The following is a 19700-nucleotide window of genomic DNA, read 5'->3' on the forward strand; positions in this document are numbered from 1 at the left end:
CAGTCGGGCGGGGGCCTGATGCCCCCGCCCGGGAGGGACAACCCATGAACACCCCAGACAACGCCGTCGAGATGCGGTCCATCTCCAAGGGCTTCAACGGGATTCCGGTCCTGAAGGAGGTCGACTTCGAAGTCCGCAGAGGCGAAGTGCACGCCCTGGCGGGCGGCAACGGCGCCGGCAAGTCCACCCTCATGAAGATCCTGCAGGGCGTCTACCAGGCAGATGCCGGCGAGATCCTCATCGACGGGAAGCCAGCCGCCATCAATTCCATCCAGGACGCGAAGGCCGCCGGGATCGGAATGGTCTTCCAGGAGTTCAGCCTCGTGCCGAGCCTGACGGTCGCGCAGAACATCTTCCTCGCCTCGGAGCCGCTGGCCGGCGGCTTCATCGACGACCGCGAGGCCGTGCGCCGAGCCAGGAAGCTCTTCGACGAGATGGAGGTGCGGGTAGACCCCAAGGCCGAGGTCTCCCGCCTCGGCACGGCGTACTGGCAGCTCACGGAGATCGCCAAGGCCCTGTCCCAGAACGCGACGGTGCTCATCATGGACGAGCCGACCGCGAGTCTGGCCAGGCACGAGACCGAGGCGCTCTTCGAGCTTATCGATCGACTCAAGGCCCGCGGCATCTCGGTCATCTACATCTCCCACCGCATGGACGAGGTGTACCGGATCGCGGACCGCATCACGATCCTGCGCGACGGCCGCCGGCTGCTCACGGAGCCCCTGTCCAGCGTGACGCCCGAGCAGATCGTCGAGGGCATCGTGGGCAAGAAGATCGAGGGGCAGCTCGCCTACCGCGAACGCCAGCATGCGGCGCACGACGGCGTCCCGCTGCTGGAGGTGCGCGGTCTCACCTCGGGCGCCAAGGTGCGGGACGTCTCGTTCGCACTGCAGCCCGGGGAAATCCTGGGACTCGCAGGCCTCATGGGCAGCGGACGCACGGAACTGGCCCGCGTGCTGTTCGGCATCGACAAGGCCACGAGCGGCGAGATCCTCATCAAGGGCAAGAAGGTCACGATCGGCTCGCCCAAGCAGGCGATCGCGGCCGGGCTCGCCCTGATCCCGGAGGACCGGCGCGCACAGGGCCTCGTCCTGGAGCACTCCGTGCGCGACAACCTGCTGCTCCCGCTCCTCGGAAACATCAGCCGCGGCCCGCTCCTGGACGTCGGCGAGGGCAAGAGGCTCTCGTCGTCGCTCATCGAAAAGCTCGCTGTGAAGGTCGCCCACCCGAACCGGCCCGTCAGGCTCCTCTCGGGCGGCAATCAGCAGAAGGTGGTCATCGCCAAATGGCTGGGCACCGACCCTGAGGTGCTCATCCTCGACGAGCCGACGGCCGGCGTCGACATCGGCACGAAGAGCGAGATCCTCGACATGATCCGGGACCTGGCGAGCACCGGCAAAGCGGTCATCGTCATTTCCTCCGAATACCCCGAACTCCTTGCGGTGAGCGACCGAGTCCTCGTCCTCAAGGAAGGTTCCATCATCCAAGACCTGCCTCGCGGCGACATCGCCGACGAGGAGTCCCTCCAACTCGCAGTCCAGGGAGTCTGACATGAGCAAGACAGCCCCCGCGGCCACCATCGAGACGTCGGCGACGCCGAACTTCGGCGAGATGCTGAGGAAGCTCGACTGGCGTCGCTACGTCATCTACATCGGCTTCGTCGTGGTCTTCGCGTTCTTCGCGATCCTCCTCCGCGACCAGGGCTTCCTGTCCGCGGTCAACCTGCTGAACATCTTCCGGCAGACCGCGACCATCACCGTGATCGCCGTCGGGATGACGTACGTCATCTCGTGCGCCGAGATCGACCTCAGCGTCGGGTCCACCGCCGGCCTCTCCAGCGTCGCCACCGCGATGGCCATCTCCCAGTGGGGCCTCGTGCCGGGCATCCTGGCAGGCCTCGCCATGGGCGCCATCGTCGGTGCCATCAACGGCGGCCTCGTGAGCCTCCTGGGCATCCCCTCGTTCCTCGTCACCCTGGGCATGATGGGCATCGCAGTCGGCGCCGCCCAGTGGGTCACGGCGTCGGCGCCGCAGCCGATCCTCGACGACACCTTCAACAACATCTTCGGCTCCGGCAACATCGGCCCTGTCCCAGGCCTGGTCCTGTGGTCCGCGCTCTTCGTGGCAATCGGCGCCGTCGTCCTGTCCCGCACGAAGTTCGGCCGGCAGGTCCTGGCCACCGGTGGCAACCGCACCGCGGCCGACTTCACCGGCATCAACACCAAGCGCATCAAATTCCAGGTCCTGCTCATCTCCGGCATCGTCGCGAGCATCGCCGGCATGCTCTACGCCGGACGCCTCCAGTCCGGGCGCTTCCAGTGGGGCACGGGTGACGAGCTCTCGGCGATCGCCGCCGTGATCCTCGGGGGCACCAGCCTGTTCGGTGGCTCGGGCACGGTGATCGGCACGCTGTTCGGCTCCCTCCTGATCGGGCTGATCAACAACGGCCTCATCCTCGCCGGGCTCGACAGCAGCCAGCAGCAGGTCGTCCGCGGCGCGATCATCATCCTGGCCGTCGCCCTGGCCCGGAAGAAGTAGCCGTGGCCGGCAGACTTCGCTCCGGGATCATCGGCACGGGCTTCATGGGCGAGGTCCATGCGCACGCGGTGCGGGCCGCGGGCGGGACGGTGAGCGCCGTCGCCGGCCGGACGACGGCGGGTGCCGAGCGAGCTGCCCCCGCCCTGGGTGCGCTGCACCCGGCAGCATCGCCGGAGGCTCTCATCGAGCGCGACGACGTCGACGTCGTCCACATCTGCACCCCCAACGCGACGCACGCCCGGTACGCGAAGATGGCCATCGCGGCCGGCAAGGCCGTGATCTGCGAGAAGCCCCTCGCGACGTCGGCACACGACGCCGCCGAGCTCGCCGACCTGGCCCACCGGCAGGGAACCGTCGCGGCGGTGCCGTTCGTCTACCGCTTCTACCCCGCCGTCCGCGAAGCCCGCGCCCTCGTGGCGAGGGGTGATGCCGGAAGGCTCTGGCTCCTGCACGGCTCCTACCTCCAGGACTGGCTCGCGGACGGCGACGCCACGAACTGGCGGGTCGATCCGGCAGCCGGCGGCGCCTCCCGCGCCTTCGGCGACATCGGCGTCCACTGGTGCGACCTCATGGAGTTCGTCACCGGTCAGCGGATCACGCGGCTTGTCGCTTCGACATCCCAGGCGTTCGCGGAGCGAGGGGGCGACGGCGCCTCCTTCCCCGTGGCCACGGAGGACGGCGCGGCCGTGCTGTTCGAGACCGATCAAGGTGCCACGGGGTCCGTGGTCGTCAGCCAGGTCAGCCCGGGCCGCAAGAACCAGCTCTGGTTCTCCTTTGACGGCACCGAGGCGTCGCTGAGCTTCGACCAGGAGCAGCCAGACACGCTCTGGGTCGGCCGGACGGACGCCGCCTCGCGGATCGCCGTCGGCCCCGACACCCTCGCGACCGAGGGCGGCAGGCGGTACGCCCGGCTCCCCGCGGGCCACCCGCAGGGCTACCAGGACAGCTTCAATGCCTTCGTCGCCGACGTCTACGAGGCCGTGCGCGGCGATGCGCCCGACGGGCTTCCGACATTCGCCGATGGGCTCCGCGCGGCGCAGCTCACGCAGGCGCTCGTCGCCTCAGCACGCGAGGGCGCGTGGGTCAGCGTTCCCACGCACGACAGGATTTCCACCATCATCTGAAAGGCCAGCAGCCAATGAAACTCGGATACTGCACCATCACGTGGGGCGGCGTCGTCGGCCATCCCGTCGGGGTGACGAGCGTCAAGGACCTCTTCTACATGACGCACGGGCCGATGGACCGGGCCGTGAATGACATCGCATCGGCCGGCTACGAGGGCGTGGAGATGTTCGACGGCAACCTCGCCGAGTACGCCGACCGCCCCGAGGAGCTCCGCGGTCTCCTCGAGGAGGCGGGCGTCTCGCTCGTGAGCGTCTACACCGGGGCGAACTTCATCTACGCCGACATCCTCCCCGACGAGCTGCACCGCATCCAGCGGTCGGCGGAACTGGCGGCCACGTTCGGCGCCGAACGCCTCGTCGTCGGCGGCGGGGCGCGACGCGCGGCGGGCACGACCGACGAGGACTACCGGCGCCTCGGCGACGCCCTCGACCGCGTCACCGACATCGCGGAGGGCTTCGGGCTCTCGGCCAGCTACCATCCTCACCTGACGACCATCGTCGAAAGCCCGGAAGAGCTCGAGCGCCTCATGCCGCTCACCAGGATCGGCTTCTGCCCCGACACCGCGCACCTCGCGGCCGGCGGCGCCGACCCCGCGGCCCTGATCCGCAAGTACCCCGAGCGCATCCGCCACGTCCACCTCAAGGACTTCCGCAAGGATCCCTTCACCTTCCTGCCCCTCGGGCAGGGCGAGCTCGACTTCCCGGACATCATCCAGGCCGTCCGCGAGAGCGGCTATGACAGCTGGCTCATGGTCGAGCTCGACGAGTACGACGGCGACCCCCGCACCGCTGCCGAGATCAGCAAGAAGTATCTGGACGCTCTCCTCCACTCCTGACCCCATCGAAAAGGAACCCATCATCATGAAGAACCTCAACGTCGGCCTCATCGGAGGCGGCTTCATGGGCAAGGCCCACTCGCTCGCCTACTCCGCGATGCCCATGTTCTTCTGGCCCGCCCCGGCCATGCCCATCCGCCACACGATCGCGGAGGCCAATGATCAGCTCGCCGCCGAAGCGGCCCGCCGCTTCGGCTTCGAGAACTCGACCTCCGACTGGCGCCGGATCATCGATGACCCGAGCATCGACGTCGTCGACATCGCGACGCCGAACCACCTCCACGCGGAGATCGCCATCGCGGCAGCGCAGGCCGGCAAGCACATCATCTGCGAAAAGCCCCTCGCCCGCACCGGCGAGGAGTCCAAGGCGATGTACGACGCGGTCAAAGACGCGGGCGTCGTGCACATGGTGGCATTCAACTACCGCCGCACGCCCGCCGTCGCCCTCGCAAAGAAGTACATCGAGGAAGGTGCGATCGGCCGTATCCTCAACTTCCGCGGGACCTATCTCCAGGACTGGAGCGCCGACCCCAACTCCCCGCTGTCGTGGCGCTTCCAGAAGTCCATCGCCGGCTCCGGCGCTCTGGGGGACATCGCAACCCACGTCATCGACATGGCCCGCTACCTCGTCGGCGAGTTCGCCTCCGTGAACTCGATCCTCTCGACCTGGATCCCCGACCGGCCCCTGCAGTCCGGCGGCGCAGACGCGCTCGGCAACGTCCGCGGCGGCGGCGGGCCCCGCGGCGAGGTCGACGTGGACGACGAGGTGATGACCATGGTCCGCTTCGCCAACGGGGCCGTCGGCTCCATCGAGGCCACCCGCAACGGCTGGGGGCGGAACAACTTCATCACGTTCGAGATCCACGGCACCGAGGGCAGCATCGTGTTCAACTACGAGCGCCGCGACGAGCTCCAGGTGTGCTTCGCCAACGACGGCGACGACCGCCGCGGCTTCCGGACCGTCTACACGGGGCCCGCCCACCCGTACGGAGATGGCCTGTGGCCGATCCCCGCGCTCGGCGTCGGCTACGGAGAGACGAAGATCATCGAGGCTCACGACTTCTTCAAGGCCATCGCCGAGGGCACCAGCGTGAGCCCGAACTTCGCTGACGGCTACCAGACCGCCCTCATCGACGACGCGATCCTCGCATCGGCAGAGAAGGATGCCTGGGTCGACGTAGCGCGCGTGGCCGAGTTCGCGGACTAGGGCCCACAACCCAAGGGGGTGGTGGGGGCAGCGGGCACGCCGCCCCCACCTCTCCCGCCAGCAGGAGGAAAGATGAACCCCTCATCCCCAGCAGACCGCAATCCAGCAGGACCGGAGGCGCAAGAAGCCTGGTTGATGCCGGTCTTTACCCCTAAACCAGGCCGGGGAGCCGAGCTGCGCACCACTCTCCAAGAGCTCCAGCATGCGAGCCGCAAGGACCGAGGCTGCCTCGAATACAGCGTCTTTGAGGTCGATGGACGATTCGTCCTCATCGAGGGCTGGGACAGCCGCGCCGACCTCGACAGCCACAACGAGCAGGCCCACGTCAAAGAATTCGTACGCGGTTCGGTGGACCTGCTCGCAGAGCCGTTCACGGTCACCCCCATTAGCCCATTGGGCTGACAGCCCCACCCTTCGAGGAGAACCCATGCCCTGCCCGTTCACCCTGTTCACCGGCCAGTGGGCCGACCTGACCCTGGAGGAGGTCGCGGAGCTCGCGGCCGGGTGGGGCTACGACGGCCTCGAGATCGCCGTCTCCGGCGAGCACCTCGACGCCGCCCGCTGGGACGACCAGGCCTACATCGACGAGCGCCTGGGCATCCTCGAGCGGCACGGGCTCAAGGTGTGGGCGATCTCGAACCACCTCAAGGGCCAGGCCGTGTGCGACGACCCGATCGACTTCCGCCACCAGGCCATCGTCGGCTCCAGGGTCTGGGGCGACGGCGACCCCGAGGGCGTGCGCCAGCGCGCCGCGGAGGAGCTGAAGAACACCGCCCGCCTCGCCCGCGCCCTCGGCGTGGACACCGTGGTCGGGTTCACCGGGTCGAAGATCTGGCAGTACGTGGCCATGTTCCCGCCCGTCCCCGCCGAGGTCATCGAGGCGGGCTACCGGGACTTCGCCGATCGCTGGAACCCGATCCTGGACGTCTTCGACGAGTGCGGGGTCCGCTTCGCCCACGAGGTCCACCCCTCCGAGATCGCCTACGACTACGTCTCCACCCAGCGGGCACTCGAGGCGATCGGCCACCGCGAGGCGTTCGGGCTGAACTGGGACCCCTCCCACATGATGTGGCAGGGCATCGACCCGGTCGCGTTCATCACCGACTTCGCCGACCGGATCTACCACGTGGACTGCAAGGACACCAGAATGCGCATGGGCAACGGCCGTGCCGGGATCCTCTCCTCCCACCTCCCCTGGGGCGACCCCCGGCGCGGCTGGGACTTCGTCTCCGCTGGCCGCGGCGACGTCCCCTGGGAGGACGCCTTCCGCGCCCTGACCGCGATCGGCTACGACGGCCCCATCTCGATCGAATGGGAGGACGCCGGCATGGACCGCATGCAAGGCGCCCCCGAAGCCCTCCAAGCGCTGAAGAAGTTCGACTTCGCCCCCAGCGCAGCCTCCTTCGACGCCGCCTTCAGCAACCAACGCTGACAAGGGCGACACGGACATGCAAGCTGCGACGAGAAGGATCCCGACGCGCGTCGACGACTGGTCCACGCTCTCCGGCTGCGAGATCGAGCTGCGCCTGGGCGGCAGGACCGTATGCGCCGGGATTGTCGGAGAGGTCTCCGCGGACGGGACACTCCTGTGCATTCAGCCTTTCGCCGGACCCCGCAGAACCTTCGACAAGCACGACTCGTACGAGGCTTGGGCCTGTTGAGCCCAGCTCGATCAGGTCCGGCCCCAGACGTGTCCCCACCATCACGAGGTGCTTCGTCTGTCAGTTCGGAATCGTCACGATCACGGGCCCGATCGCGCCGGCGGACAGCCTCACCTTGAGACCAACCTCGGTCCTCACCAGAGTTGCATCCTGCTCGGCAGAGAGCTTGGCGGCATCGAGATCGAATTGATCTGAGCGCACTCTGAGCTCCGCCCCCTCGCCGCCGTCGACGAATGCGACCAGGCCCTCCGGGCGCTCCACCCAGCGAATCCAGGGCTCATCGGAAGGCGATGCCACGCCTTGGGGCACAGGGCGGGCTCCCACCAGGTATTCCTTCCCCTTTGCCATCCACTGGCCAAGCTCAGTCAGGGAGCGGCGCTGGATGTCGGGAATCGTTCCGTCGGCCTTGGGACCGACGTTCAGGAGGAAGTGTCCGCCACGGGAGACTACATCGATGAGGTGGCGAGCCAGCTCCCGCCCGCTGAGGGACTGCTCGGGTCCTTCGACCTGGTTGTACCCGAAGGAGAAGCCGATCCCGCGGCAGTTCTCCCAGTGGGGTTCGCTCTCGTTCTGGCCCATGTGCTCGTACTCGCTCGTAGCGTAGTCGTGGTGGGTGCCCTCGCCCCAGCGATCGTTGACCAGGCCCTCCGGGTTGGCCGAGTAGAAGTGCCGGAAGAGCCTCCCCAGTCCGTGATCGCCGAAGTGCTTTCCGCCGTCTGGCCAGTTGATGTCGTTCCAGAGGATGTCGGGCTGGTAGCGGTCGACGAGGTCCCGGACGTGCTCGTAGGCGTAGGCTGCGTACTCGGCGTCCTGGGGGCGGTCCCCGTGGACGCTTGCAGAGGTGGTGTGCGGTGGGAAGGGACGCGCATGCCAATCGAGGCCGCCTGAGTAGTAGACGCCGAACCGCATCCCTGCTTTCCGGACGGATCCGCCGATCTCCTCGATCAGGTCGCGCCCGGGGCCCCTGTTGACCGTATTTCGGGTGCCCGTGCCCGGGGCGTCCCAGAGTGCGATTCCATCGTGGTGCTTGGTGGTCGGGATGACGTAGTCTGCCCCGGCGCTGCGGAAGAGCTGGGCCCAATCGTCAGGGTCGAACTGCTCGGCCTTCCACTCGTCGAGGAAGGCGTCGTAGTCCTGGCCGCCGTGGACCTCCCGGTGGTGCTGCTCGGCCGGGCTGCCTTGGATGCGGATGGTGTTGTAGTACCACTCGGCGTAGGGGTTGTGGGCGAACCAGCGGTCGTCGCTGATGGTGCCGAGGGCTCCGATGGGCTCGGCCCATGCAGGGACCGAGTAGGCGCCCCAGTGGATGAAGATGCCGAACGGCGCCTTCTCGAACCACTCGGGGATCGGCCTGTTGAATTCGCTCCACTGCCCGGGAGCAGACATCTCAGTCATGATGCTTCTTCTCTTCTCTCGAATGAGTGACGGGTGGTCGTTCGGTGCGTTTGGGGTGGCGCCCGCGGGTCAGCGGCCACCGAATCCGCTCATGCTGACGCCGCGTACGAGCTGGCGCTGGAGCAGGATGACAATTGCCAGGCTGGGAATGACCCCGAGCGTGGAGGCGGCCATCAGCGGCCCCCAGTCGATGCCGCGTTCTCCTGAGAACATCGACAGGCCGAGCGGGATCGTGGCCTGGCCGGCGTCGTTGATCACGATCAGGGGCCAGAGGAAGCTGCTCCAGTAGTCGATGAAGCTGAAGACGGCCACGACGGCGAGGGGTGCGCGCACCAGAGGCAGGATGACGCTCCAGAGGATGCGGACCGATCCGGCGCCGTCGATGCGTGCGGCTTCTTCGAATTCGACGGGCAGCGTGAGCAGGAACTGGCGGATGAGGAAGGCGCCGAAGGCGCCGAAGGCGAACGGGACGATGAGTGCCAGCAGTGAATTCACGAGACCGAGCTTGTTCATCATCACGTAGAGGGGGATCACCAGGACTTCCTGCGGCAGGACGAGCGTGCCGAGGAAGAGCAGGAAGAGGTGTTCCCTGAACCGGAACTTGAGACGGGCGAAGGCGTAGGCGGACAGCAGGGACACCACGGTCGTGAGCAGGGCGCCGCAGGTGGAGACGATGAAGCTGTTGGCGATGATGCGGGCAAACGGGATGGCGGTCCAGGCCGTGGAGTAGTTGGACCACTGGATGCTGGACCCCCACAGACTTGCACCGGTCGAGAAGACCTGCGATGTCGGCTTCAGCGACGTGGCGAACATCCAGATGAAGGGGAAGAAGAAGAGGAGCCCGACGATCGCGAGCAGCGTCCTGCTGATGGCCCCGCCCCATCGGCGCCTCCGCCTCCTCGCAATGGGCGAAAGGGAGCGAGTCCGCCGGGGCCGAGTGGCTGCTCCGGCGGCGGGACGTTCAATGGTTTCAGCTGTCATAGTTCACCAACCTCTTCTGCTGGGAGAACTGGAGTGCGGTGACGAGCATGACGATGACGAAGAGCACCCATGCCAGTGCCGAGGCATAGCCGAGCTTGTCGAAGGAGAAGGCGTTCTGGTAGAGGTGCAGGACGATGGTCTTGGTGGAATCTCCCGGCCCTCCCAGCGTCAGCAGATACGGCTGGGTGAAGACCTTGAAGGCGCCGATCACCGTCATGACTGTGCAGAAGAACAGTGCGGGCGAGAGCATGGGCAGAACGACACCGTAGAACCGCTTCCATGCTCCGGCTCCGTCGATCTTGGCGGCCTCGAGGAGCTGGGGCGAGATCGCGTTCAATGCGGCTCCCAAGACGATGATGTTGTAGCCCACGCCCTGCCAGATCGACATGGCAATGATCGAGCCCATGGCGAGTCTTGGGTCACTGAGCCAGGAGGGGCCATGGATCCCGAACCCGTGGAGCAGGGTGTTGATGACCCCGTTGTCTGCGAGCATCAGCCGCCACACCAGGGCGTTGGCGACCATGGGCGTCACCACCGGGACGAAGAACACGACCCGGAAGAACGGGCCCCAGCGGCCGACGTTGTGCAGCCAGCTCGACAGGCCCAGGGCGAGCAGGAGGTTGAGGGCCGTGTACACGCCCGCGAAGAGCAGGGTGTTGCCCAGCACCGTCCAGAACACTCGGTCGGCCGTGAAGAGCCGGGAGTAGTTCTCGATCCCGACGAACTTCGGGGTTCCGAAGAGCGGCCAGTCGTAGAGGCTGATCACGAACGAGGCGACCAGCGGTACCACGATGAAGATCAGGAAGCCGAGCATCCCCGGCGCGAGGTACACAGCCGCTAGGCGGCCCTGTCCTCTGGCGGGCGAAAGCCTGCGAGGTGCGGCGGGGGCGGCTGAGGGGAGAGCAGTCATCCTTGACCTCTTCCAAGACGGGGCGGCGGGCTCTCGTATCACCGCGAGAGCCCGCCGTCAGGGTTACTGGGCAGAGTTCGTGATGGTGGAGAAGATCTGCTGGGCGGTCTGCGTCCCCCGGAAGCCTTCACCGGAGTACTGCGTGAAGAGGGTCTCCACCTGGTTCCAGTTGGGGGTCGTGATAAGCGGCCGCCCGGTCTTCAGGAGGGCTTGGACGACGTTGACATCCGAGGCCGGCTTGGTCCCCGCCCAGTCTTTGACCGAGGATTCGATCGCCGGAACGGTGCCCCGGGAGGCCCCGACGGCTCCGATGACTTCCGGGGTGGTGATCTTCATGATGTTCTTGAACGCGGCATCCTTGTCCGGGCAGGAGGCCGAGATGCCGAAGCCCGAGCCTTGGATCATGCCGATGCTCTGGCCCGAGTCCGAGGGGATGACCGCTATTCCGACCTTGCCCTTGGTCTTGGTGGTGAGCATGTCGTAGACCCAGGGGCCGTCCATGATCATGGCCGCCTGCCCGCTCATGAACGCCTGTTCCGCGACGTCGCTCGCGTCAGAGGCCTGCGGTGCCTGGGCGACCTTGTCCTTCGCCGAAAGATCGAAGGCGAACTGCTGGCTCTTCACGAGGCCCGGGTTTGTGAGGTCGAGATTGCCATCCTTCACAGGCGCGCTCCCGTTGGCGAAGCCGAGGGCAAGGCCGGGGCCCGCTCCGAACCCCGGGGGAACCGCGAGACCGTTGACCCCGCCCTTGGTCAGCGCCTTGGCGTCGGACACGAATTGGCTGGTGGTGTAGTCGGTACCCGGCTGCTTCAGCCCAGCCGCGGTGAAGAGGTCCTTGTTGTAGTACAGGACGAGGGGTTCGGCGTCATAGGGGAGGGCTCGGAGTTGGCCGTCGACCGTCATGCCGTCGATCATCGCCTTGTTGTACTGCGAAATATCGACGTTGTTCTTCTTGGCCAGGTCGTCCAAGGGGGTCAGCAGGTCCTTGAGCTCCTGGGTGCGGGCTGCCTGGGTGGTGATGATGCAGGGCGCATTTGCGCTCGAAAGCCTCGTCTTCACCTTCGTCCAGTAGTCCTGGAAGCTCGGACCCTCAAGGGTCAGATTGAAGCTCGGGTCCGTCTTCTTGGCGGCGTCGATGAAGGCCTGCCACTGGGCTCGGTCGTTCTCGTTCGAGATCCAGGTGTACATCGAAGATGCGGCGGCCTGGTTCCCGCCGCTCCCAGAGTCGCCGCCGCAGGCTGTGAGAGCGGCTGCGCCGAGGGCGGTGACTGCCAGGGCCGCGGCAATGCGGCCGAGTGTGCGGGTGGACGGCACGGCGGAAGTCCTTTCGTTCCGGGCGGTGAGGAGGAGTCCCATTTCGCTGCTTCGCGAGAACACTCATCGTGAGCTGGACCACTCTGTGTCGTCCCAGCTTTGCCCGTTCCCATCCCATCCGTCAAGGGATACATCCGATGTTTAGTGTCTGATCAAGGAGGATTGAGCGGTAATCTCGCCCATCCCCACCTCATCCATCAGATGATTCGGTGGGGTTGATCTCCGAGAGGCTTCCGACGTACTCCTCCACTGCGTACAGGTGGTTGGCCATGCGGACCCTTGCCCTCTCCGGCTCTCGTTGCCGGAGCGCTTCGAGGATGGCCAGATGCTCGCGGTGCGTCTCCATGAGCCCCTCGTAGTCATGGGTGGATCGCCACATGCGTCCGCGGATAGTCCTGGCGGAGACGGTCTCGATGAGTGCGGAGAGCACGTTATTGCCTGAGGCCTGGGCGATGAGCCGGTGGAACTCGATGTCGCACCGCATTGCCGATTCGTGGTCGGTCGGCGAGGAGCGGATGGCTTCGTTGGCCCCGTCGAGGATCCTGGCTGCCTCCCGTACCTGTTCGTCGGAGATCCGCGTGGCGGCAGCGCCAGCGGCCTCGGTCTCGAGGGCCCGGCGGACGACGTGCACTTGGAGTGCGCGTTCGCCGTCCTGCAGGCCGACCCAGAACTCCATGGCGGAAAGGAGGGCGGCCGGCTCCAGCATCGTGACGAAGGTCCCCGCCCCTTGGCGCGTCTCGAGGATGCCCATGTTCGACAGCGCGCGCACCCCTTCCCGAAGAGAGCCGCGCGACACCCCCAGCTCTGCGGCCAGGTCCTTCTCGACCGGCAGGCGGTCTCCGGGGGCCAGTCGACGGGAGGTGAGCATGGTCTTGATCCCGGAGATCACAACATCCGTCTGGGACATGGTTGGGACAGACACGGGTGGGGCCTTCCTGTTCGCGAAATGGTCAGAGTGCAACCGGGACAGTTCATCTGATCTTTCTCTTGGAAAGATCGAGTTTATTCGATATTGTCCCACAGGAGCCCTATAAACATCTGATGACTTCAGTCCCTATTTCCTTCTGGAGGGATGCTGTGCCCCGCATCACCGGCTTTCGCGTCTACGACCTGCGCTTCCCGACATCGCTCACAGCGGACGGCTCGGATGCCATGAACCAGGACGCCGACTACTCTGCTGCCTACATCATCCTCGAGACCGACGATCCCCAGCTCTATGGCTGTGGGTTCACCTTCACGATCGGGCGGGGGAACGACATCTGCGCGGCAGCGATGGAACTGCGTGCGCGTCCCCTGGTAGGGATCGAGGTCGGGTCCCTCCGCAACGAGCTGGGGAGCGTCTACCGCCGTCTGAAGAAGGATTCGCAGCTGCGCTGGCTCGGCCCCGACAAAGGAGTCGAGCACCTTGCGCTCGGCGCAGTGATGAACGCGCTCTGGGACCTCGCCGCGCGCCGGGAGCGCCTGCCGCTGTGGCGGCTCCTTGCCGAGATGACCCCGGAAGAGCTCGTCGACGCCGCCGACCTGAGCTACCTCTCCGACGCGCTGACCTCCGAGGAGGCCCTGGCCATCCTGCGCGGGCTCGAGCCGGGCCGCGAGGAGAGGATCGCGCTGTTGGAGGCCTCTGGGTACCCGTGCTACACGACCTCGGCCGGGTGGCTGGGCTACTCGGACGAGAAGCTCCGTCGCCTCTGCCAGGAGGCCGTGGACCAGGGATACCGCCACATCAAGCTCAAGGTCGGCGCGAGCCTCGAGGACGACCTCCGGCGCCTGGCGATCGCCCGCGAGGTGATCGGACCTGACGCCGATCTCATGATCGATGCGAACCAGGTCTGGGACGTCCCGGAGGCCATCGAGTGGGTGAGGAAGCTCGCCGAGTTCGATCCGCTGTGGATCGAGGAGCCGACGAGTCCCGACGACGTCCTCGGCCATGCCGCCATCCGCGAGGCCGTCCGCCCGGTCGGGGTGGCCACGGGTGAGCACGGCATGAACCGGGTGCTGTTCAAGCAGCTCTTCCAGGCCGGCGCGATCGACTACTGCCAGCTGGACGCATGCCGGCTGGCGAGCGTGAACGAGGTCCTCGCGGTACAGCTCATGGCCGCGAAATTCGGTGTCCCGGTCTGCCCGCACGCCGGCGGCGTCGGGCTCTGCGAGCTCGTCCAGCACCTCTCGATCTTCGACTTCGTGGCCGTCTCCGGGGATCTGACGGGCCGGGTGACCGAGTTCGTGGACCACCTGCACGAGCACTTCGTGGACCCGTGCACCGTGAGGGACGGCGCCTACGTCCTCCCCGCCAGCCCCGGCTACTCCGCCGAGATCCGGGAAGAGACGCTGGCGGAGTACTCCTTCCCGTCAGGCGGGTACTGGGCTTCCACTCACCTCGGGCGGCGGGAGCTCTCCCGCCGGGCCCAGCAGAGCGGGCACGACGAGGTCGCCTTCGCCCGCAGCGCCGAAGAGGAGCTCGTGTGATCAGCTACTCCCTCACCCACCCTGTCCTCCTCCGCGCCCTCGCCGAGTCCGGGCACGGGACCCAGATCCTGATCGCAGACGGGAACTATCCGCACAACACCGGAGCGGCCGCCTCGGCCGTGCGCGTCCCGCTGAACCTGCGGCCCGGGCTGCTCACGGTGGACCAGATCCTCGAAGTGCTCGTCGAGGCCGTGCCCATCGAGGCCGCCGCCGTGATGGCCACGGCGGACGGATCCACATCCGAGGCCGCCCGGGGCTACGAGGACGTCCTCGGACCGGGCGTGCCCTTCACCATGCACGAGCGCTTCGCCTTCTACGAGGCAGCCCGCCAGCCGGACGTCGCGGTCGTGATCGCCAGCGGGGACGTGCGGCAGTACGCGAATCTCCTGCTCACCATCGGGGTGCGCACCGAGGCGGCCCAGTGAGTGGAACCCCCCAGTTCGTCGACGCCCACCTCCATCTGTGGGATCCCGCCTGCCTCGACTACCCCTGGCTCGACGCGATTCCGGACCTGAAGCGCAAGTTCCTTCCTGAGGACCTCCCGCTCGCCAGGGGACAGCGAGTCGGGGCCGTGTTCGTCCAAGCCGACTGCGCGCCCCAGCAGGGGATCGCGGAAGTCGACTGGGTCCTCGCGCACACGTGGCCCGAACTGTCGGCCGTCGTCGCCTTCGCGCCGTTGCAACTCGGCGACGCCCTCAGGCCGCACCTTGAGGATCTTGCGAGGCGCCCGTCGGTCAAGGGCGTCCGTCACCTGCTGCAGGACAGCGACACGTTGTTCATCGCCGCCGAATCCACGATCGCCGGAGCTCGGGCGGTCGCCGAGGCCGGGCTGGTATTCGACGCGTGCATCCGCTGGCATCAGCTCGGGTCGCTCACCAGATTCGCCCGGCGCCTGCCGGAGCTGCCGATCGTGCTGGACCATATGGGCAAGCCGCCCCTCGCCGAGGGTCCTTTCGCCGAGTGGCGTGATGGGATGCGGCGCCTGGCGGCGCTCGAGAACGTCTCGGTCAAACTCTCCGGAGCCGCCCCCGAAGCCGCCCCCGGGCGTCCGCTGGCCGAACAGGCCCTGCCCTACCTCCACGAGACCCTTTCCCTCTTCGGAGCCTCCCGCTGCATGCTGGGCAGCGACTGGCCGGTGTCAGCCCAGACAGACGGGCAATATATGGGGTGGGTGGACCTCGTCCTCGGTCAAGCCCTCGCAGGAGCCAGCGCAGAGGAAATGACAGGCGTCGCAGCCCGGACGGCGGCCCGCTTCTATGGATTCGAACCCGACCTCCCGCATGGAAGGACCGATTGATGCAGAAACGCACCATCCCAGGCACCTCTCTCGCCCTGACAACCCTCGGGTTCGGGGGCGCGCCCATCGGCAACCTGTACCGCGAGGTCAGCGACGCGGATGCCATCGGCGCAGTCCAGGCCGCGTGGGAGCACGGCATCCGCTACTTCGACACCGCCCCCCACTACGGGCTCGGGCTGTCCGAGCGGCGGATCGGCGAAGCCCTGCGCGGGGCGCCCCGCGGCGACTACGTCCTCTCGACCAAGGTCGGCAGGCTCCTGCGCCCCAACCCGAGCCCCGGAGGCCGGGACACCGAGGGATTCGACGTCGACGACGGCCTCGTACGGGTGCGGGACTACTCCCGCGACGGGGTCCTGCGCTCGATCGAGGAGAGCCTGGCACGCCTGGGGACCGACCGCATCGACATCGTCTACATCCACGACCCGGACGACTACTGGGCCGAGGCCCTCGACGGCGCTGTCCCGGCCCTGTCCCAGCTGCGCGACGAAGGCGTCATCGGGGCCTACGGGGCGGGGATGAACCAGTCGGAGATGCTGCACCGGTTCGTGACCGCCACCGACGTGGACGTCGTCATGCTCGCCGGCCGCTACACCCTCCTGGAGCAAGGGGCCAGGGAAGACCTCCTGCCCGCGTGCGCCGAGCGCGGAGTCGGCGTCGTCAACGTCGGGGTCTTCAACTCCGGGCTCCTCTCCAAGGACAGGCCGGCCCCCGGCGCGACGTACAACTACGCACCCGCGCCCGCTGAACTCCTCGAGCGGGCCAACCTGCTCGCCGACATCTGCGAACGGCACGGCACGAGCCTTCCCGCCGCGGCCCTGGCGTTCTCCTTCCGTGAACCCCTCGTCACGAGCGTCGTCGTCGGCATGCGCACCGCCGCCCAAGCGGAACGGAACACGGCACTGGGCGCCCAGGAGGTCCCGCAGTCCCTCTGGGACGAACTGGAGGAACGCGGACTGATCGACACGGTCCCCGGGCCAGCCGCCACGGAGTCCCCCAGCAGGGAAGGAGCAGCCCGATGAGGTTCATGCGGATCGGCGAACCGGGCAGCGAGCAGCCGGTCGTCCTTCACGACGGCCGCGCGTACTCGCTGAGCCCCCTCACCCAGGATCTGGACGGCGCGTTCTGGGCCGACGGGCCCCAGAAGGCCGCCGAGGCCCTCGCCGAAGGAACACTCTCCGAAGTCGGCCTCGACGGGATCCGGGTGGGGCCGCCCATCGCGCGCCCCGGTGCGGTGGTGTGCATCGGGCAGAACTATGCGGCCCACGCCGCGGAATCCGGATCGGCCCCACCGGCACGGCCGATCGTGTTCTTCAAGACGCCGAACACGGTCGCTGGACCGTTCGACACCGTCACCATCCCGGAGAACTCAGAGAAGACGGACTGGGAGGTCGAGCTCGGCGTCGTCATCGGCAGGGCCGCCGCCTACCTCTCCTCACCCGAAGACGCGGGCGAGCACATAGCCGGCTACGTCACGGCCAACGACCTCTCCGAGCGGACCTATCAGCTCGAGGAATCGGGCGGCCAGTGGAGCAAGGGCAAATGCGTCAAGGGCTACCTCCCGCTGGGCCCCGTCCTCGTGACTCCCGAAGAGGTCGAGCCGTCCGGGCTCCGGCTCCGCAGCTGGGTGAACGGCGAACCACGCCAGGACTCCTCGACCGCCGACATGATCTTCGGCGTGAACGAGCTCGTCTACGACCTCAGCCAGTACATGGAACTCGAGCCCGGGGACCTCATCCTCACCGGCACCCCCGAGGGCGTGGCGCTCTCCGGCCGATTCCCTTACCTCAAGGACGGGGACGTCGTCGAACTCGAGATCGACGGACTCGGCAGGCAGCGGCAGGACTACGCCCGGCGAGCACGAAAGGAAGACCGAATTGGCAGCAGAGTTTGACGGCCTGAGGGCCATCGTGACGGGCGGGGCTTCGGGAATAGGCGCCGCGACCACGTCCTACCTCATGGAGCGGGGATGCGCGGTTGCCGTGCTCGACCTCGCTCCCGCCTCGGCTCCGGCAGGGGCTATCAGGATCGCGTGCGACGTCTCGGACACCGCCTCGGTCGAAGCCGCCGTCGACGAGGCTGCCCGGGAATTGGGCGGCCTCGACATCGTGGTGAACAACGCGGGCATCGGTGCCCAGGGCACCGTCGAGGACAACGACGACGACGAATGGCGGCGGGTGCTGGAGGTGAACGTCCTCGGCATCGTCCGAGTGTCGCGCGCCGCGCTGCCGCACCTGAGGAAGTCCGACCGTGCGGCGATCGTCAACACCTCCTCCATCGCGGCCACGGCGGGCCTCCCGCAACGCGCGCTCTACTCAGCGAGCAAGGGCGCGGTCTATTCGCTGACGCTGGCCATGGCAGCAGACCATATCCGAGAAGGCATCCGGGTGAACTGCGTCAGCCCAGGCACGGCCGATACACCGTGGGTCAGCCGTCTGCTGGACAAGGCGCCCGACCCGGCCGCGGAGCGGGCTGCCCTCAACGCCCGCCAACCGCACGGACGGCTCGTCTCCGCCCAGGAGGTCGCCGCCGCAATCGCCTACCTCGCCAGCCCCCTCAACGGCTCCACCACCGGGGTGTCCCTAGCTGTCGACGGCGGCATGAACGGCCTACGCCTGCGGCCCGCTTCCGGACAGTAGGCCCGAACAGCGGAGAGCGATGCGGCGAGAACCTCTAGGGATGACCGCGTTCGGCGAGTTCGGTCAGAGGGGCGGGCCAGGATAGGGGCCGTGAGGCAGTCTGGGCGCGGAATCCTTACGGCCGCGGAGTGCGAGGCGCAGGCCCGCCAGCCCCGCTGCCGAGATGATGACGATTCCTGCGAAGTAGAACACCGACGAGAGCGATGAGACTTCCGCGGAAGTTCCGGGCCGCAGGAAGCCATATTGGAGCGCCGGCACGGCGTTTCCCGTGACGACGACGGCGATCAGCGCCGCGAGGCCGCCCATCGAGTCCCAGAGGGCGTGCAGGATGACGACCGCGATGAACGCGCCAATGACCCGCCCCGTCAGCCGGTACTTCGCGGCCCGCCCTGTCGCGCCGAAGATCACTGCCCCGAGGAGCGCGGTCCACAGCACATGGCAGACCGGCGTGAGGATGGATCGCATGGCCTCCGTCTGCAGCATGGACGCGAGGTCGATGCCCTGGGCCGTGACGGCGGCATTGAACGCGTAGCCCGCCGATTCGAACGCCGCGAACCCCGCGCCGACGGAGGCGCCGAGGAGGGCTCCTTGCCGCGCCGTCTTGGGCACCACGGAGCGGCCGACGACGAGCAGGACGAGCGCCTTGACCGCTTCCTCGATGAGCCCCACGCGCAGATAGATCCACGTGGTGACGTGCAGGTCGGCCTCGAGCAGAGACGCCGCCAGGACGCCGACGACGCCGCCAGCGAAGAAGGCGAGGAAGACGTGGATCGGGGCCAGATTCCCGGTGACGCGTTCGACGGCGAACAGGACCACGCTGAACGGCACGAGGAAGCTGCCGAGCAGGATGAGGGTGGGGATGAGGTTCGAGTTGAGCGTAGACGCCGTGACGAAGATCGTGGCGATCCAGAGGGCGAGCCCGACGAGGAGGGCCTTCCACCACCAGCCGTGGCGATGGGTGCGTGCGGCGGGATAGTAGTGTGCGTCCACGAAAGCGGCACTACCCCGGCGGCCCGTCGCCGAAACGGCGGCGCCTGAACAGCCCCACGCCACAAGGCGGAGCCCCACCGCAACAGAACAGGCCCCCAGCAACAGAACAGGCCCCCAGCCAAGGGCTGAAGGGGCCTGTTCTGCGGACACGTGGAGCGGCCGACGGGAATCGAACCCGCGTATCAGGCTTGGGAAGCGTGCGCTCTGCCATTGAGCTACGGCCGCGTGGCCCGGAGGGCTCCAACCAGCTTACAACACCGGGTGGAGTGCTCCGTGCACGGAAATCACTCCCCGCGGAGTGGTCGGTTGGCGATGATGGGGTCGGCGCCGGTGTGGCCGTTGCGG

19 protein-coding genes and 1 tRNA gene are annotated in these 19700 nt (G+C 67.5%); 13 read left to right on the forward strand and 7 right to left on the reverse strand.

The window, feature by feature from the left end; translation table 11 throughout:
- The first annotated feature begins 44 nt into the window (after positions 1-44).
- From V7053_RS07725 to V7053_RS07755, 7 genes are all read left to right on the forward strand, one after another.
- A complete protein-coding gene (locus V7053_RS07725) occupies positions 45-1550 on the forward strand; it encodes a sugar ABC transporter ATP-binding protein (protein WP_334171692.1) in 1506 nt (501 codons plus the stop codon).
- Position 1551: 1 nt separating this feature from the next.
- On the forward strand, positions 1552-2538 hold the full coding sequence (locus V7053_RS07730) for an ABC transporter permease (RefSeq protein WP_334171693.1): 987 nt from the start codon (positions 1552-1554) through the stop codon (positions 2536-2538).
- A gap of 2 nt (positions 2539-2540) precedes the next feature.
- Positions 2541-3662 (forward strand): Gfo/Idh/MocA family protein, encoded by a 1122-nt coding sequence (locus tag V7053_RS07735; RefSeq protein ID WP_334171694.1) that lies wholly within the window; start codon positions 2541-2543, stop codon positions 3660-3662.
- 14 nt (positions 3663-3676) lie between these two features.
- The gene (locus V7053_RS07740; protein ID WP_334171695.1) at positions 3677-4498 is read left to right on the forward strand and encodes a sugar phosphate isomerase/epimerase family protein; all 822 of its coding nucleotides are present in this window, start codon (positions 3677-3679) and stop codon (positions 4496-4498) included.
- Between the two features lie 25 nt (positions 4499-4523).
- Positions 4524-5705 carry a Gfo/Idh/MocA family protein gene (locus V7053_RS07745; protein ID WP_334171696.1) on the forward strand — a complete coding sequence of 394 codons (1182 nt, stop codon included), beginning with the start codon at positions 4524-4526 and terminating at the stop codon, positions 5703-5705.
- A 135-nt stretch (positions 5706-5840) separates the two neighbouring features.
- Positions 5841-6107 (forward strand): putative quinol monooxygenase, encoded by a 267-nt coding sequence (locus V7053_RS07750; protein ID WP_334171697.1) that lies wholly within the window; start codon positions 5841-5843, stop codon positions 6105-6107.
- Positions 6108-6132: 25 nt separating this feature from the next.
- Positions 6133-7137: a sugar phosphate isomerase/epimerase family protein gene (locus V7053_RS07755; RefSeq protein WP_334171698.1), complete on the forward strand. Its 1005-nt coding sequence runs from the start codon at positions 6133-6135 to the stop codon at positions 7135-7137.
- A 289-nt stretch (positions 7138-7426) separates the two neighbouring features.
- Here the strand turns inward: V7053_RS07755 and V7053_RS07760 are convergent, their stop codons facing one another.
- From V7053_RS07760 to V7053_RS07780, 5 genes are all read right to left on the reverse strand, one after another.
- Positions 7427-8761 (reverse strand): alpha-L-fucosidase, encoded by a 1335-nt coding sequence (locus V7053_RS07760; RefSeq protein WP_334171699.1) that lies wholly within the window; start codon positions 8759-8761, stop codon positions 7427-7429.
- A gap of 69 nt (positions 8762-8830) precedes the next feature.
- The gene (locus tag V7053_RS07765; protein ID WP_334171700.1) at positions 8831-9742 is read right to left on the reverse strand and encodes a carbohydrate ABC transporter permease; all 912 of its coding nucleotides are present in this window, start codon (positions 9740-9742) and stop codon (positions 8831-8833) included.
- Positions 9732-10652, reverse strand: coding sequence for a carbohydrate ABC transporter permease (locus tag V7053_RS07770; RefSeq protein WP_334171701.1), 921 nt, complete (start codon positions 10650-10652; stop codon positions 9732-9734). The genes V7053_RS07765 and V7053_RS07770 overlap by 11 nt, the downstream gene beginning before the upstream one ends.
- Before the next feature lie 63 nt (positions 10653-10715).
- Positions 10716-11966: an ABC transporter substrate-binding protein gene (locus tag V7053_RS07775; RefSeq protein WP_334171702.1), complete on the reverse strand. Its 1251-nt coding sequence runs from the start codon at positions 11964-11966 to the stop codon at positions 10716-10718.
- Between the two features lie 190 nt (positions 11967-12156).
- Positions 12157-12888, reverse strand: a complete 732-nt coding sequence (locus V7053_RS07780; protein ID WP_334171703.1) for a FadR/GntR family transcriptional regulator — start codon at positions 12886-12888, stop codon at positions 12157-12159.
- Positions 12889-13007: 119 nt separating this feature from the next.
- Between V7053_RS07780 and V7053_RS07785 the strand changes: the two genes are divergently transcribed.
- From V7053_RS07785 to V7053_RS07810, 6 genes are read left to right on the forward strand one after another with little or no spacing between them, the layout of a single operon-like run.
- A complete protein-coding gene (locus V7053_RS07785) occupies positions 13008-14432 on the forward strand; it encodes an L-fuconate dehydratase (protein ID WP_443022593.1) in 1425 nt (474 codons plus the stop codon).
- Entirely contained in the window at positions 14429-14857 is a 429-nt protein-coding gene (locus V7053_RS07790) for an RbsD/FucU domain-containing protein (RefSeq protein WP_334171704.1), read from the forward strand. Before V7053_RS07785 ends, V7053_RS07790 begins: the two co-directional genes overlap by 4 nt.
- Positions 14854-15729, forward strand: a complete 876-nt coding sequence (locus V7053_RS07795; protein ID WP_334171705.1) for an amidohydrolase family protein — start codon at positions 14854-14856, stop codon at positions 15727-15729. The genes V7053_RS07790 and V7053_RS07795 overlap by 4 nt, the downstream gene beginning before the upstream one ends.
- Entirely contained in the window at positions 15729-16748 is a 1020-nt protein-coding gene (locus tag V7053_RS07800; RefSeq protein ID WP_334171706.1) for an aldo/keto reductase, read from the forward strand. The genes V7053_RS07795 and V7053_RS07800 overlap by 1 nt, the downstream gene beginning before the upstream one ends.
- Positions 16745-17620: a fumarylacetoacetate hydrolase family protein gene (locus tag V7053_RS07805; RefSeq protein ID WP_334171707.1), complete on the forward strand. Its 876-nt coding sequence runs from the start codon at positions 16745-16747 to the stop codon at positions 17618-17620. Before V7053_RS07800 ends, V7053_RS07805 begins: the two co-directional genes overlap by 4 nt.
- Complete coding sequence (locus V7053_RS07810; RefSeq protein ID WP_334171708.1) at positions 17604-18365, forward strand: SDR family NAD(P)-dependent oxidoreductase; 762 nt, start codon at positions 17604-17606, stop codon at positions 18363-18365. The genes V7053_RS07805 and V7053_RS07810 overlap by 17 nt, the downstream gene beginning before the upstream one ends.
- Positions 18366-18428: 63 nt before the next feature.
- Here the strand turns inward: V7053_RS07810 and V7053_RS07815 are convergent, their stop codons facing one another.
- Entirely contained in the window at positions 18429-19355 is a 927-nt protein-coding gene (locus V7053_RS07815) for a PrsW family intramembrane metalloprotease (protein WP_334171709.1), read from the reverse strand.
- Between the two features lie 151 nt (positions 19356-19506).
- Positions 19507-19580, reverse strand: a tRNA-Gly gene (locus tag V7053_RS07820).
- Between the last annotated feature and the right edge of the window lie 120 nt (positions 19581-19700).

Origin of the sequence: Sinomonas sp. (assembly GCF_036848755.1) — a bacterium.
Taxonomy (GTDB): domain Bacteria; phylum Actinomycetota; class Actinomycetes; order Actinomycetales; family Micrococcaceae; genus Sinomonas.